The 14,706-nt window shown below is 64.1% G+C and carries 13 protein-coding genes; 9 read left to right on the top strand and 4 right to left on the bottom strand.

The genetic code is table 11. The features are described 5' to 3' along the window. The 3 genes from dctP to CIC12_RS18140 form a co-directional block, all read left to right on the top strand. The coding region (dctP, locus tag CIC12_RS18130) for a TRAP transporter substrate-binding protein DctP (protein WP_168665573.1) at positions 1-524 on the top strand (524 nt) is incomplete at its 5' end. A gap of 179 nt (positions 525-703) precedes the next feature. Beyond that, entirely contained in the window at positions 704-2,122 is a 1,419-nt protein-coding gene (locus tag CIC12_RS18135) for an aldehyde dehydrogenase (RefSeq protein WP_168665637.1), read from the top strand. Between the two features lie 82 nt (positions 2,123-2,204). Next, a complete protein-coding gene (locus CIC12_RS18140; RefSeq protein WP_168665575.1) occupies positions 2,205-3,107 on the top strand; it encodes an NAD(P)-dependent oxidoreductase in 903 nt (300 codons plus the stop codon). A gap of 64 nt (positions 3,108-3,171) precedes the next feature. On the opposite strand, the gene CIC12_RS18145 is transcribed toward CIC12_RS18140, so the two are convergent. The 3 genes from CIC12_RS18145 to CIC12_RS18155 form a co-directional block, all read right to left on the bottom strand. Further along, on the bottom strand, positions 3,172-4,074 hold the full coding sequence (locus tag CIC12_RS18145; protein ID WP_168665577.1) for a LysR family transcriptional regulator: 903 nt from the start codon (positions 4,072-4,074) through the stop codon (positions 3,172-3,174). Positions 4,075-4,299: 225 nt separating this feature from the next. After that, positions 4,300-5,703, bottom strand: coding sequence for an MmgE/PrpD family protein (locus CIC12_RS18150; protein ID WP_168665579.1), 1,404 nt, complete (start codon positions 5,701-5,703; stop codon positions 4,300-4,302). A 116-nt stretch (positions 5,704-5,819) separates the two neighbouring features. Then, the gene (locus CIC12_RS18155) at positions 5,820-6,905 is read right to left on the bottom strand and encodes an amidohydrolase family protein (protein WP_342030548.1); all 1,086 of its coding nucleotides are present in this window, start codon (positions 6,903-6,905) and stop codon (positions 5,820-5,822) included. Positions 6,906-7,220: 315 nt separating this feature from the next. On the opposite strand from CIC12_RS18155, the gene CIC12_RS18160 reads away from it, so the two are divergent. From CIC12_RS18160 to CIC12_RS18185, 6 genes are all read left to right on the top strand, one after another. Further along, positions 7,221-8,585 (top strand): LLM class flavin-dependent oxidoreductase, encoded by a 1,365-nt coding sequence (locus CIC12_RS18160; RefSeq protein ID WP_202984876.1) that lies wholly within the window; start codon positions 7,221-7,223, stop codon positions 8,583-8,585. A 39-nt stretch (positions 8,586-8,624) separates the two neighbouring features. Further along, positions 8,625-9,989 (top strand): acyclic terpene utilization AtuA family protein, encoded by a 1,365-nt coding sequence (locus tag CIC12_RS18165; protein ID WP_238812694.1) that lies wholly within the window; start codon positions 8,625-8,627, stop codon positions 9,987-9,989. Positions 9,990-9,991: 2 nt separating this feature from the next. After that, complete coding sequence (locus CIC12_RS18170) at positions 9,992-10,303, top strand: DUF4387 domain-containing protein (RefSeq protein ID WP_168665582.1); 312 nt, start codon at positions 9,992-9,994, stop codon at positions 10,301-10,303. Between the two features lie 53 nt (positions 10,304-10,356). Beyond that, the gene (gene ribB / locus CIC12_RS18175; RefSeq protein ID WP_238812696.1) at positions 10,357-11,166 is read left to right on the top strand and encodes a 3,4-dihydroxy-2-butanone-4-phosphate synthase; all 810 of its coding nucleotides are present in this window, start codon (positions 10,357-10,359) and stop codon (positions 11,164-11,166) included. Positions 11,167-11,182: 16 nt separating this feature from the next. Continuing rightward, the gene (locus CIC12_RS18180) at positions 11,183-11,680 is read left to right on the top strand and encodes a flavin reductase family protein (protein WP_168665584.1); all 498 of its coding nucleotides are present in this window, start codon (positions 11,183-11,185) and stop codon (positions 11,678-11,680) included. 254 nt (positions 11,681-11,934) lie between these two features. After that, positions 11,935-12,864 carry a LysR family transcriptional regulator gene (locus tag CIC12_RS18185; RefSeq protein ID WP_168665586.1) on the top strand — a complete coding sequence of 310 codons (930 nt, stop codon included), beginning with the start codon at positions 11,935-11,937 and terminating at the stop codon, positions 12,862-12,864. Positions 12,865-13,076: 212 nt separating this feature from the next. Here the strand turns inward: CIC12_RS18185 and CIC12_RS18190 are convergent, their stop codons facing one another. Continuing rightward, the gene (locus CIC12_RS18190) at positions 13,077-14,459 is read right to left on the bottom strand and encodes an MFS transporter (protein ID WP_168665588.1); all 1,383 of its coding nucleotides are present in this window, start codon (positions 14,457-14,459) and stop codon (positions 13,077-13,079) included. Positions 14,460-14,706: the final 247 nt, after the last annotated feature.

Consider the following 14,706-nt stretch of genomic DNA (forward strand, 5'->3'; position numbering starts at 1 on the left):
AGCCGTCCGATCTGATGGTCGACGAAATCCGCGCGATGGGCGGCACGCCCACGCCGATGCCGACTGCCGAGGTGTACACGGGTCTGAAGACGGGTCTGGTGGATGCCGCGGAAAACAACCTGCCGACTTATGAAGAAGGTAAGCACTTCGAAGTCGCACGGGTCTATTCCGAAACCCAGCACTCGATGACGCCGGAAGTGCTGGTGTTCTCGAAGAAGGTCTGGGATACGTTGTCGCCGCAGGAACAGGACATCATCAAGAAGGCTGCGGCCGACTCGGTGCCTTACTACCAGAAGCTGTGGACCGCGCGCGAAGCCGACGCGGGCAAGCTGGTGACCAAGGGCGGGGCGACGATCGTCACTGCATCGCAGATCGACCGGCCGGCTTTCGTGAAGGCGATGCAGCCGGTATGGGCGAAATACGAAAAGACCCCGCANTTGCAGGAAGGTCTGCGGGCTTGCGCCGCCGCGCCGTTTTTTCGTCCGCGCCGCTTGCCTGATCGCCGTCCAATCGAATCGAAATAACAGAAGTTCAAATTCGATATTGGACGCCAGGTCTCCTTCGTTTGAAGATTCCCTTCGTCGGCGTGTCGCGCGATTCGCGGCACGCATGCAGGTGATCCACAGAAAAACCAGGAGACGACGTGGTCAAACGATACCAGCTCTATATCGGCGGACGGCGCGAGGACGCGACCGGCAATCGGATGCTGCCGAGCATCAATCCCTACACCGGCGCCGTATGGGCCGACATCCCGGACGCGAGCGCGGCCGACGTCTCGCGCGCCGTCGCCGCGGCCAGCCGGGCGTTTCATGACGGCTGGCGCAACACGCCGGGCGTGCTGCGCGCGGCGCTGATGCACAAGCTCGCGACGTTGATCGAAGCGAATGCCGAGCGTCTGTCCACCATCGAGAGCACGGACAATGGCAAGATCGTGCGCGAGACGCGTCCGCAGATGTTGTGGGTAGGCCGTCAACTGCGTTACTTCGCGGGCTACGCCGACAAGCTGTTCGGCCAGCAACTGCCGCTCGATCAGCCCAATACGCTCGACTACCTGTCGCTCGAACCGTACGGTGTGGTCGGTCTGATCACCGCATGGAATTCTCCGCTCGCGTTGCTCGCTAACAAGCTTGCACCCGCGCTCGCGGCGGGCAATTGTGTGGTCGTCAAACCGTCGGAGCACGCGTCGGCATCGACGCTGGAATTCGCGTCTCTGGTGGAGGAAGCGGGCTTCCCGCCCGGCGTCTTCAACGTCGTGACGGGCGGCGCGGAAACCGGCCGCGCGCTGGTCGAAGACCCCGGCGTGTCACTGGTCAGTTTCACTGGCAGCCCGAACGTGGGCCGCCATATCGCCGCCGCTGCCGGCCGTCGGCTGGTCCCGGTCAAGCTGGAACTGGGCGGCAAGTCGCCGAACATCATCTTCGACGATGCCGATCTCGACAAGGCTGTCGTCGGCGCGCTGGCGGGCATCTTCGGTGCGACTGGCCAAACGTGTGTCGCCGGCTCGCGTCTCGTGGTGCAGCGCGGCGTGTACGACAAAGTGATCGAGCGGCTCGCGACGCGCGCCCGCGCGATCCGCATGGGCGATCCGCTCGACCCCGCCACCGAGATGGGCGCGGTCGCGAACGAACCGCAGTATCGCCGCATCCTCGCCGCGATCGACGCCGCGAAGGACGCGGGCGGACGCCTCGTCACGGGCGGCAAACGGGCCAGCGGTCCGGGCCTCGATCAAGGCTACTTCATCGAGCCGACAATCTTCGCGGATATCGACAATCGCAGCGAACTGGCGCAGGAAGAAATCTTCGGCCCGGTACTCGCGATCATTCCGTTCGATACGGAGGCCGAAGCAATCGCGATCGCCAACGACACACGCTACGGCCTCGCGGCAGGCATCTGGTCGCGTGATATCGCGCGCGTGATGCGCGTGTCCAAAGCGATTCAGGCGGGCAGCGTCTGGGTCAATACCTATCGGGCGCTGGCCGCCCAGGCGCCGTTCGGCGGCTTCAAGGAATCGGGCATCGGACGCGAGCGCGGCGAGGCCGGCCTGCACGAATACATGACCACCAAGAACGTGATGATCGATTACTCGGACGGCGTTCGCGACCCGTTCGCCATCCGCACGTAAAGACGTTCGCGGCGCGCCGACCTATTGCGCGCCGCGTCTTTGTCCTCGAAGCAATCCGCGACAACGATTATCAGGAGACACCATGAGTCAAAACCAGCGAATCGGCTTTATCGGCCTCGGCGTGATGGGTGGGCCGATGTGCACGAATCTCACGCGCGGGTCAGGTCAGCAGGTCCACGTATTCGACACGTCGAAGGAAGCGGTCGCCAAACTGGTGGAGGCCGGCGCGACGGCGGAAGACAGTATTGCGTCGCTCGCGAGCAAGGTGGACGTCGTGTTTCTATCACTGCCGTCGATCGATCAGGTCGAGACGGTATGCGCGGAACTGCGCGAGGCGGGCGACACCCTGCGCCTGATCGTCGACATGAGCACGAGTGATGTTTCGCGCACCAAAGCATTGGCGGAATCACTCGCGAAAGACGGCATCGCGTACGCCGATGCGCCGGTGGCCCGTACCGCCGAGGCGGCCGTCAAGGGCACGTTGCTCATCACCGTGGGCGGCAGCGAAGCGCTGTTCGCATCGATTCGTCCGTTGCTCGAATGCATGGGCAGCGACATCCTGCACTGCGGCGAGGTCGGCGCGGGCCAGATGGTGAAGATCCTCAACAACATGATGGTCTTCATGACGGTGAATGCGCTCTCGGAAATCATCACGATAGGCCGGCGCGCGGGGCTCGACGGCCAGGTGCTGTTCGACCTGCTGTCCAAGGGTTCGGCCGACAGCTTCGTGCTGCGCAACCACGGCATGAAGTCGTTGGCCGCCGACACGTTCCCGGAGAAGGTATTCCCGCTGCTGTATGCGATCAAGGATGCCGGCCTCGCGTTGACGCTGGCCGAGCAGGGCGATTTCAAACCGCACATCGCGCAGTACACCTACGATTTGTTGTGCGAGGCGCGCGATGCTGGCTTTGGTCAGAACTATCATCCAGCGATCGTGCAGATCGTCGATGGCCGCGCGAGCGGGAAGGCGAAATCCGCAGCCTGAATGATGAATGGCGGCCGACTTCATATTTTGCAGCCGGCCGAATGCTTAAGCGAGCGCGGCCCGCTCAGCCGGGCTCGCTCTCGTCTCCCGCGAGTCGCGGAAGAATCGACGCCACGATTTTGCGCGTCAACGCGGACGCATGACGTTCGCACCAGATCGCTTCCATGCGCACACTGCCGGCGGTCATCGGCAATTCCCGAAACCGCACGCCCGGAAACGCGCTGCGTGCATACGCGCGCGGGACGAGCGAAACGCCGAAGCCCAGGTGCACCATCTGGAAGATGATCAGCGGATTGCGCGCGGTATGGCGGATTTCCGGGCTGAAACCAGCCTGGTGGCAACACGCGACGATCGCATCGAAAACCGCCGGAGCGTGTTCGCGCGACAATCCCACCATCGCTTCATTGGCCATATCCGCGAGCTTGAAGTCCGGTTTGGTGGCCAGCCAGTGGTGATCGGGCACGACGGCGACTAACGCCTCGCTGAAGATCGGCGCGTGACTGAGTTTCATCCGATCCGGCCGCACATGAACGATGCCGAGATCGAGCACGCCTTGCGCGACGGCGACGACCTGATCCTGCGACTGCATGTCGTTCACCGAAATCTCGACGTGCGGAAACGCCTCCCGCATCAGCGTCAGAAACGTCGGCATCACGCTGAACAGCGCGGCCGTGGCCACGCCGACGCGCAGCACGCCCGCGTCGCTATTGGCGGTTCGCACGGTCGCATTGACGGCCGTGCGCAGCTGATCGAGCAGCAGCCGGCTCTCGCGCAGAAAGACCGCGCCGGCGTCGGTGAGTTTGACCTCGCGTTTCGTGCGCGCGAAGAGTTGCACGCCCATCTCCGTTTCGAGCGCCTTGATGTGCTGCGAAAGCGGCGGCTGTGAAATGTGCAGACGCTCCGCGGCGCGGCTGAAACTCAGTTCTTCCGCGACCGCAACGAAGGAGCGCAGATGCCTCATGTCCATGACGTATCGCCTGTGAACGCAGAATGACGGGAGGAGCGGCCTCGCGGACGACACCGCGCAGGCCCGGATATGGTGGGAGATTCTATAGGCAGCGCGATTGGCGATAAAGCCTCGTGCGAATGCGGTCGCGAAAACGACGAAGCCCGGCGGGTTCCATAGCCGGGCTTTGCCGCTGCGACGAGAGAGGCGCTGCGAAGAAGTATCGATGCACCCGCCGCGTCAGTGTCAGCCGAGCGCTCGCATGACATCGCGCACCGGCGTCTCGGGCGTGGCCGACAGCAAGGCATCGAGTACGGTGTCGACGCCTTGTGCCGGCAATGTCAAACCGGCGTTGCCGCGGAATTTGCGGACGATCTCCTCGAGCGACAGCGCGCGCTCACCGCTGCCGAGGTTCATCGGCACATCCGCGCGCAGCGTGCGGCCATCGCCAAGCGTGACGCTCACCGCGCCCGAGAAGTACTTCGGGAAGTTCGAAGCGGCTTCCTTAATGCACTCGGTTTTCGCGGCGAGTGACAGGATGTGCGGATCGCGCAGGCTCTCGTCGCTGAGTTCCGCGAGCGTGAAGCGATCCCGTACGAAGCACGCGGCCACGACGAACTGCGCGCTGAACTTGGCTTCATAGTCGCTTTTCGGCACGATCTTGGCGCTCGCCGGTTCTGCGACGATGGGCAGTGTGGCTTCGGGCAATTCGCATACGATGCGCTCGATCTTCGCGTCGGGGCCGAGTTCGCGGCGCAGTTGCAGCGCGGCTTCGGCGCAGCCATGAATGAAGTGGCACACGGGGTAGGGCTTGATCGACGTGTCGAGCATCGTCCAGTTCGAGCCCAGTTCGTCGGCGATCGAATCGGCGTCGACTTCGCTGGCGAAGCCTTGCAGATGGGTGTCGATGAGGCCGAAGCGGCCTTCGTACGGACGTTGCGGACCGGCGAAACCGGCCTGCGCCATATGCGCCGCCGTGATGCCGGCGAGTGCGCCCCAGCCGGGGTGCATGCGCTTGGTCCATGCGCCGTTTTCGAGGAAAACCTGCACGCCGGACGCGGTGCTCGCCGAGATCCCTTGTGCGCAGACGATCTGTTCGGCCGTGAGGCCAAGCAGCTTGCCCGCGACGACGGCCGAACTGAAATGCGACACGATGCCGGTCGCGTGGAAGCCGACGTGGTGAAAGCCGCCCTTTACTGCGCGGCCCAGCCGGATCGCGGTTTCCATCCCGGCGACGTAAGCGGTGATCATGTCTCCCCAGCTTGCGTTGCTCGATTCGGCCAATGCGAGAGCAGCGGGCAGACATGCCACGGAGGGATGAACGATGCTGGCGGGATGCGTGTCGTCGAAGTCGAGTCCGTGTATCAGGTAGCCATTGGCAAGCGCCGCATCGCGCGCAGCGAGTTGCATATCGGCGCCGATCACGGTGGCGTTGCCCGAACCCGCCGCCGCGCGGATGCCGTTCATGCCGGGTCCGGCAAACGGAAAGTGATGCGAAGCAAACGCGAGCCCGATCGCATCGACGATGTGGTGGATGGACTTGACCCGGACAGTCTCGGGGATCGCGGCAAGGGTCAGGTCGTGCGCGAAAGTCGCCAGGGCTTGCGCGATATTGCCGGCGGGCTGGCGTAGAACGGAGGTGCTATGCATGAATGGTCTCTCTGGAAACTGGCGCGACGGCGTGCTGGCCCGGCGCAAGCGCGCCGGGCCAGGTTATCGCGTGAATGAATGCGTGGTGTCGTGAACGGATGCGCTCGCGTCGCAGGTCAGTTTTCGCACGCGGCGTCGCCGATACGATAGGTCCGCGCGGCAGTGTCGTAGAACAGATCGGTTTTCTCCGACTCGCTCGAATTGGCCGCGAGCCGCTTGAAGGCGTTCCACACCGTGGCGTAGCTTGCAGACGCGCGATCGACCGGGAAGTTGCTCTCGAACATGCAACGGTTCGTGCCGAAGGCCTCGATCACAGCGTCCACCGTCGGACGCCAGGCCTGGGCGAGTGTGATCGAAGACGGCGGCGCCGGCTGGCTGACGAAGTCGTAGCCAAATACGGTCGTGCCATAGCCGCCGATCTTCATGACGATGTTCGGACATGCCGCGAGCGGCGCGAGCAGCGGCAGCCATTCTTCGAACGCGGCCTGCTGACGGCCGGCATACGGGCCGACTCCAAGCAGCCCGCCGATGTGGTCGAGCACGATGGTCGTCTCCGGCACTGCGCGAGCCAGATCGATGACGTCCTGGAGTTGCGTGTGATAGACCCACGCGTCGAACGTCAGACCGAGTCTGGCGAGACGCCGCACGCCGGCACGAAAAGCGTGGTCGGCATAGAGGCCGAGTGGCGGCCGTGACAGCACGCCATGCTGAAACGATTCATGACGCGAGGCCGCTACACGAATCCCGCGAAAGCGGCCCTTGCCGGCATCGATCTGCGCGCCCAGCACGTCTTCGATCGCGTCGCCGAGCAGCAGGTCGGCATAGCCGACGATTCCTGCCGCGACGTCGGTCTGCGCGCCGCCTGCGCGCGCGGCTTCGGCGAGCCGTACCACCGCTTCGGTTTCGCCCAGCGGCCTGAACCGTTCTTCACCGGCGTGGCGGTATTCCCAGCCGCATTGCACATACACGGTGCTCTCGATCTTGTGACCGGCGCCGGTGTCGCGCAGCAGATCGTCGAGGCCGTAGCCGCCCCAGTGATGCGAGAAGTGATGATGCGGATCGATGATCCGCCGCCCCGGTTCAAGCGGCGGCTCCTGGCCGCTTGCCAGCCATTCGGCGTGCGGATGGCGGGTTTGCAGAAGCGGCGGATTCTCCTGGGTTGGGGCCGGGGCGGCGTGCGCAGCCTGCGTTGAAGCGTTCACGAAATGTCTCCTCCGAAGGAAGTGGCCAAGGTGTTCGCAATGACGGGACAGTGGTCAGTGCGACTCGCTGGATCTATTCGTCAAGCGGATGAATGTCTGCGCACGGTGCGGATTCATTCGTCCGAAAGCAGGGAATGAGGCGCGAATCAGGCTTGGCGACAAGCATACCCAAATCGATGCGGCCTCCATAGAGGGCGATTCATTCGATATGCCTATAGATCTATCCGACAGTGCAAATTGTCCTCGGCACCCGCTTGGGAATACCTTTGCTTCCGTGCATCCCACTGCTCAATTCATCACGAGGACAACTACATCATGAATTCCGCAAAGCCACGGCAAATGGCGCTGGTCGCATTTCTTCAGGCGCAAAACTGCAGCAACTACGCGGGCTCGTGGCGGCATCCGTCGAGCATGACGGACTATCTGTCTCCCGAGTATTACCAGCGCGTTGCCCGCACGCTCGAAGAAGGCAAGTTCGACATGGCGTTCTTCGACGATCGCCTCGCGATGCCCGACATCTATGGCAATGGTCATCGCGAAACCGTCCGGTACGGCGTGCGCGCAATCAAGCTCGAACCGACCTCGGTGCTGATGGCGATGGGCATGGTGACGTCCCGTCTCGGCCTGGGCGCGACGTATTCGACCACATATTACGAACCGTTCCACGTCGCGCGTCTGTTCGCCACGCTGGACCTGATGACGAAGGGCCGCGTGGCCTGGAACGTCGTCACGTCGATGAACGACTCGGAGGCCGCCAACTTCGGCGCCGACGAGCACCTCGATCACGACGTTCGCTACGACCGCGCCGACGAATTCATGGAAGTGGTGATGGGCCACTGGGATACCTGGCGCGAAGGCGCGATCGTCGCCGACAAGCAGGAGAGCTATTTCGCCGACCCGTCGATGGTGACGCGCCTCGACCATAAGGGACGCTTCTTCAATTCACGCGGCCCGCTGACGGTGCCGCGTTCGACCCAAGGCCACCCGGTGATTCTGCAGGCGGGGCAGAGCGGGCGCGGGCTGGCCTTTGCCGCCCGTTGGGCCGAAGTGGTCTTCGCGAAGTATCCGACGCTCGAAAACGGCATCAAGCAATATCAGGCGTTGAAGGCGGGCGTGGCCGCGGCGGGGCGCGATCCGGGCTCGGTGAAGATCTGCGCCGAAGTCAAGCTCATCGTTGGCGACACCGAGGCCGAAGCGCGCGAGAAGCACGACCTGATCGCTTCGCTGTCGCGTCCGATCGACGGCCTCACGATGATCGGCGAAACGCTGAACATCGATTTCGCGGGCCGCCCGTACGACCAGCCGTTCACCGATGAAGAACTCGCCGCGGTGTCGTGGCAGAGCCTGCGCGACAAGGTGGTTCAGGTCAGCGGCAAACGCAATCCGTCGGTGAAGGACTTCGTCGAGGCATCCGGACGCGGCACGCTGCGCGATGGCCCCTGCTTCGTCGGCACCGGCGCGCAGGTGGCCGAGCAGATGATCGAATGGTTCGACAAGGCGTGCGACGGCTTCGTGTTGTCGGCGACCTATGTGCCGGGCACGTACGAGGACATCGTGCGGCTCGTGGTGCCCGAACTGCAAAAACGCGGCGTGTTCCGCAAGGAATACGAGGACGGCACGTTGCGCAGCCATCTGGGCCTGCGCAAACCGCGCGCCGGCGACTGGCGCAATCCGTCGTGATACGCGCGTGAACAGAACCACATAGGAGAATCCGTCGAAATGACGTCCAAGACAGTACGCATGATGTCGGCGAGCGGCATCCTGGGGTATGGCTTCCCGGAGGCATCGATTCGCGCGGCGATGGAGCGCAAGCCGCATATGTTCGGTGTCGACGGCGGCAGCTCCGACCCCGGCCCGTATTACCTCGGCTCGGGCAAGACGTTGAACTCGCGCCTCGCGATGAAGCGCGACCTGTCGCTGCTGCTGCGCGCATCGATCGCCGCGGGCGTGCCGATGATGGTCGGCACCGCGGGCGGCGCGGGTGGTGAGCCGCATTTGCAGGTCTGTGCCGAGATCGTGCGCGAGATCGCACGTGAGCACGACCTGCATTTCAGAATGGCGCTGATTCACGCCGAGCAACCGAAGGATTATCTTACGCGCCGGCTCGGCGAAGGCCGCATCCGTGCGCTCGACGACGCGCCGCCGCTCGACGCGGCCGCGCTCGACAGCGCGCAGCGCATCGTCGGCATGATGGGCCCCGAGCCGTATCGCGCCGCACTCGAAGCGGGCGCGCAAGTGATTCTCGGCGGACGCGGCACGGACCCGTCGCCGTGGGTCGCGCTGGCGATGCATCACGGCATGCCGGCCGCCTCGTCGTGGTACGCGGGAAAGATGCTGGAATGCGCGTGCAATGCGGCGATTCCGAAGAAGCACGACTGCCTGCTCGTGACCGTGGGCGAGGACTATGTCGAAGCGGAGCCGCTGAATCCCGAACTGCGCTGCACGCCGCTATCGGTCGCGGTGCAGGCCTTGCATGAGACGTCGAGTCCGGTGATCCGCTATGAACCGGGCGGCCTCGTCGACACGACGCATTGCCGGATCGAGGCGGTGACCGAGCGCGTCGTGCGCGTCTCGGGCATGCGCTGGGAGCCGCAGCCGTATTCGATCAAACTCGAAGGCGTGCGCAGCGTCGGCTTCAGCACCGTGACGTTCGCCGCGACCCGCGATCCTGGCCTGATCTCGCAGATCGACACGTTCCTCGATTTCGTGCGCGAATCGACGCGCACCAAGGTCACGGCGCTTGGTATCTCTGCCGACGACTATCAACTCGTGCTGCGCGCTTATGGCCGCGATGGCGTAATGGGCGCATGGGAGCCGGCGGCGAATGTCGTGCCGGTCGAGATGGCGATCATCGCGGAAGTGATCGGCAAGACGCAGGAGGTCGCCAACGCGGCGCTGTCGCTCGCGCGGGTGACGCTGCTGCATTCCGACTTTGCGGGACGCATGTGCCGCGAAGGCAACATGGCGTTCCCGTTTTCGCCGTCGGACATCGAGCGCGGCGAGGTCTACGAATTCATGCTGCAGCATGTCGTGTTTCCAGACGATCCGCTGGAGATGTTCCCTATCGAATACGAGGAAGTCTGACGATGGCCCGGCTCAAAGACATCGCGAAGGCCTGCAAGAGCAAGAACGCGGGACCGTTCCACATCACACTCGACATCATGTTCGACGACCCGGCGCTGTACGAAAAAGTGCGCGCGACGGGCGTCATCACGGCGCAGCGCATTGCGTCGCTGTATCACGTCGATGTCGAACAGGTGCGCTTTACCGAGTACCCGCCGGCACTCGCGTGGAAGGCGACGCTGCCGCGCCGCATTGCGTCGGGCGCGATCGGCGACACCGATATTTACGGCGCGCAGCAGCATGCGCCTCTGCTGGATATCGAGGTGCCGCTGTGATGCGCGGCGCCACCGACTTCGACCCTCACGGACAGACAGGCAAGGGCATCCCTATGCAAGACGCCAATTCCATCATGGAGGCACGCGCGGACGCGGAATGCTGCGATGTGCGCGAATTTCCGGAGCGCGATGCCTCCGTTTCCCGTCGGCTCGACGAACCCGCCGACGCGCGGCACCCGTTGTATGAGCCGCCGATGCCGAAGTCTGCGCGCCACATGACGCCCCGTCTGCGCGACGCCGCGACGCCCGCGTTCGACAGCTTGCCGGCAGCGATCCGTGCGATCGAGCGCGGCGAGTTCGTCCTCGTGGTCGACGACGAGGACCGCGAGAACGAAGGTGACCTGATCATCGCGGCCGATGCCGTGACGCCGGAAAAGCTGGCGTTCATGGTGCGCCACACGAGCGGCCTCATCTGCGTCGCCATGCCGGGACGCGTGCTCGACCGCCTGCGCTTGCCGCCGATGGTCCAGCACAACGACGACCCGTTTCGCACGGCGTTCGCGGTGAGCGTCGACTTGCGCCTGGGCGTGACGACGGGCATTTCCGCCGCCGACCGCGCCGCAACGATCTCGGCACTCGCGACGCAGAAATCGGTGGCGGACGACTTCGTGCGCCCCGGTCATGTCTTTCCGCTACGAGCCCGCGAGGGCGGCGTGATGGAACGCCCCGGCCACACCGAGGCCGCCTACGACCTCGTGCGGCTCGCCGGGCGCGGCTATGCCGGTGTGCTGTGCGAAGTGGTCAACGAAGACGGGACGATGGCGCGGCGGCCGGACCTGGTGCGCTTCGCCGTCGCACACGGCATTGCGCTCGTCTCGATCGCGCAACTGGTTGCGTACTGCGGCGCGGCCGACATGGCCTGAAACGCGGGAGAAAAACATGAATGTCATCGACAGCAAGAGCCTGCGCAAAACACTCGGCGCATTTACCACGGGCGTCACCGTGATTACCACGCTGGGCGGCGACGGGCGGCGTTACGGCGTCACCGCCAACTCGTTCAGCTCCGTGTCGCTCGATCCGCCGCTCGTGCTGTGGAGTCAGTCGACCACCTCGCGCAGCCATCCGGCGTTTCGCGACACGGAGCGTTTCGTCGTCAATATCCTGGCGGTGGACCAGATCCACGTGTCGGATCGTTTCGCGAAATCGGGCGACGACAAGTTCGACGGCTTCGAGACCGACGAGGGATTGGCCGGCTTGCCGATCATTCGTGGCGCGGCCGCGTATCTCGAGTGCCGCAAGATGGCGACGTATCCCGGTGGCGATCACGTCGTGTTTCTCGGGCTGGTGGAGAACCTGTTTCGCGGCGACCGTGCGCCGCTCGCCTTTTGCGACGGGCAATACCTGACGCATCTTGCCCAGCACCTGGCCGAAGCGTAGCTCGCATCCACCACCCGCGCCGATACGCCGTGCGGCGTGGGTGCGCTGTATCCGTGGCGAGCGTTCGGCCGTGCGCCTGAGGCGCTCACGCCTACGTGTTTTCCCTACGCGACGCGGCGTTTCCGACGCGGGTGCGTGGGCAGGCTGCGTGCTACCATCGCCGCTACAATTTCAACGCGGTACTGCCGATCTGTTTGGGGGCTGCGGCGCTGGACGCTGGTGCGTCCGGCGAACTTCGACTCTTGCCCGACCTCATGGATAATCCCTCGTTTCGCTTTCACCTTCCCGAGCTGGAAACGTTTCTGGTCGTGCTCGAAGAGGGGCAGTTCAGCAAAGCGGCGGAGCGGCTCTGCATTTCACAGCCGACGGCGTCCAGCCGGGTGAAGAAACTGGAATCGGTGTTGCGGGTGCAACTGCTGGTGCGTACCACGCGCAGCGTCGAACCCACCGAAGAAGGGCGGCTGCTGCAAGCCGCGGCCACCGACGCGCTCAGTGGCCTCTATGACGTATTACGCCAGTTTCGCGGCCGTTCCGAAGCCGCGCGCAATCGCGTCGTGGTGGCCGCGACGCCGATGATCGCCGCGACCTTCCTGCCGCAAATCATTCACTCCTACTGCGAGCGCTTTCCCGACGTGAGTGTCCAGCTCAAGGACATGCCGTACGAAAGCGTCCTCAAGACGGTGGCCGACGGCGCGGCCGACCTCGGCGTGGCGGCGGTCGATGGCGATTACGACAACCTCCTGTTCCGGCCGCTGGCCGAGGAACCGGTGGTGCTGATGGCGCCCGCCGCACATCCGATCACGCAAGCGCAGAGCGTGACCGTGGAGATGCTGCTGCCTTACCGGCTGATTCTGCTCGCGCGTTACAGCGATCTGCGCAAGCGGCTCGCGCAGGCTTTCGACGAACGCGGCGCCGTGTTCGATGCAACGACGGCGGCTACGCTGCCCACGCTGCTTGGCATGATCGACACCGGCGGCTTTCTCACCTTCATGCCGCGTTCGCTCGCGGAGTCGAATGCGCGCCGCAATCGCACTACGCTCGAACTCACGGACTTCCAGGCGACGCGTTGCTACGGCAGCATCGTCACGCGCAAGGCGGTCCCGACCAGTGCAATCAAAAGTTTTCGCGAGCATCTTCATCGGGAATTCGAGGCGTTGATGCAGGGTGCGGGCACGGCGGCGTAAGCTGTCGGCCATCGTTCCTGTTAACCGAGCTTTATCCCAGCCGCTTTTCTTCCTGAACTTTCGTGCTTTGATTCTCGTGTCCGGTGCACAAGTTTGCGCGTGACGTTCGCGCCGTGTCCGCAGCTAACCCGGTTTTTCATCGCGCCAAAGAAAAATGGCGTCACGGCTGAGAGACCATGACGCCATGCGAGAGGCGCGGATGTCCGGCAGAGCTACGTCGTGCTGCTACCGATGACCGGCGCACCCGACACGGCGGGCTCATTGGCCGCGTGCGTGCGCTCGCCGACGTAGCCGACCGAGTGGGCGCGGTGACGCAGCTTCATGTAGCCGATGCCGCCGAGCGTCGCGATGAACCCGGCGACCGACACCATGCCCGCAAGGTAGACCCAGGAGCCCGTTTCACGCATTAACCATTCGGCAACGAGCGGTGTAGGGGCGCTGAACAGAATCGAAGCGATCGCGCCCGACACCGCCACGCCGGTATAACGGTACTCCGCCGGAAACAGCTCGGCGCTCATGCTGCCGACCACGCCGTACGTCGTGACCTGTCCGCACACCATCGTGAGTGATAGCGCAATGCCGACCAGAAGCGGGCTCGCCGTATTCAGCGTGAGGAACAGCGGGACGCTGCCCAGCACGGCGAAGAGCGTCCCGAAGAAAAAGACGCGGTGAGCGCCGATACGATCCGCGTACGAGCAGATGATCGGAAAGGCGATCAGATCGATGAGCGAGGCGATCATCACGAGTCGGAACGTGGTGGCCTGCGGCATCTTGAGATGGAACGTCGCGTACGACACGAAGTACGTCGCCACCATGTAGAAGACCACGGCGAACGATGCGGACATCGCGGTGGCGACGAGCGTCGGCAGCTTGGCGTGACGCAGCAGGTCGGCAATAGGCATTTTTACGCGGCGCCCGGCGGCCTTCACGCGCTCGAAGTCTTCAGATTCCACGACGCCGAGACGGATGATCAGACCGATGAGCACGAGCGCGAAGCCCGCGATGAACGGCACACGCCATCCCCACGCCAGACGTTCTGCGGGCGGCAGCAGGCCGACGAGGGCCATTGCGCCGGTCGAGAGAAACAGGCCGAAGCCGCTGCCCATCTGCGGCGCGGCGCCATACAGACGGACCTTGTGTCGCGGTGCATTCTCGACGGCCACCAGCACGGCGCCGCCCCATTCTCCGCCGACCGCGAGACCCTGCAGCAGACGCAACGAAACGAGCAGTATCGGCGCGAATACGCCGATCTGCTGGTAGGTCGGCAGCAGCCCGATGGCGCCCGTTGCCACGCCCATGAGGACCAGCGTGAAGATCATGGTCGACTTGCGGCCGATGCGATCGCCGAGGTGGCCGAAAACGAACGCTCCAAGCGGACGGGCTAGAAACGCGACCCCGAACGACGCGAAGGCGATGAGCCGGGCAATGGCCGGATCCTTGTTCGGAAAGAACAGCGGCCCGAAGTAGAGCGCGGCGGCGGTGCCGTAAATGAAGTATTCGTACCACTCTACCGACGTCCCCACGCAACTGGATATGAGTGCGCGTCGCGCCTGTTTGACCTTGTCGACCCGGGTCCGGGCGTCTTGCTCTGCCATGGTGTCTCCTGATTTGAATAATGTACTCTGAACCGGTAGCCGCAATAAACGGCACCGGCCTCTGAGCCGGTTATTCACATTCTGGTCACCCAACGGCGAAGCATCTATGCGTTGACCAAATAGATTGATTGGATTTTTGGAAGAATGCCGGGCATGCGTTGGTGGATGACCGTGTCCCGACGTATTCCTTGCAGCGTGTTCAGCGAACTGGTCAGGGCGGTCATGTAAATCGCCGCGATTGCGGCGC

Source organism: Paraburkholderia sp. SG-MS1 (genome assembly GCF_012275575.1).
Classification (GTDB): Bacteria; Pseudomonadota; Gammaproteobacteria; order Burkholderiales; family Burkholderiaceae; genus Paraburkholderia.

Excerpts from the sequence above, each read along its gene's own strand:
- CIC12_RS18135 (WP_168665637.1), top strand. The coding sequence starts at position 704 with ATGCTGCCGAGCATCAATCCCTACACCGGCGCCGTATGGGCCGACATC.
- CIC12_RS18140 (WP_168665575.1), top strand. The coding sequence starts at position 2,205 with ATGAGTCAAAACCAGCGAATCGGCTTTATCGGCCTCGGCGTGATGGGT.
- CIC12_RS18145 (WP_168665577.1), bottom strand. The coding sequence starts at position 4,074 with ATGGACATGAGGCATCTGCGCTCCTTCGTTGCGGTCGCGGAAGAACTG.
- CIC12_RS18150 (WP_168665579.1), bottom strand. The coding sequence starts at position 5,703 with ATGCATAGCACCTCCGTTCTACGCCAGCCCGCCGGCAATATCGCGCAA.
- CIC12_RS18160 (WP_202984876.1), top strand. The coding sequence starts at position 7,221 with ATGAATTCCGCAAAGCCACGGCAAATGGCGCTGGTCGCATTTCTTCAG.
- CIC12_RS18165 (WP_238812694.1), top strand. The coding sequence starts at position 8,625 with ATGACGTCCAAGACAGTACGCATGATGTCGGCGAGCGGCATCCTGGGG.
- CIC12_RS18170 (WP_168665582.1), top strand. The coding sequence starts at position 9,992 with ATGGCCCGGCTCAAAGACATCGCGAAGGCCTGCAAGAGCAAGAACGCG.
- ribB (WP_238812696.1), top strand. The coding sequence starts at position 10,357 with ATGCAAGACGCCAATTCCATCATGGAGGCACGCGCGGACGCGGAATGC.
- CIC12_RS18180 (WP_168665584.1), top strand. The coding sequence starts at position 11,183 with ATGAATGTCATCGACAGCAAGAGCCTGCGCAAAACACTCGGCGCATTT.
- CIC12_RS18185 (WP_168665586.1), top strand. The coding sequence starts at position 11,935 with ATGGATAATCCCTCGTTTCGCTTTCACCTTCCCGAGCTGGAAACGTTT.
- CIC12_RS18190 (WP_168665588.1), bottom strand. The coding sequence starts at position 14,459 with ATGGCAGAGCAAGACGCCCGGACCCGGGTCGACAAGGTCAAACAGGCG.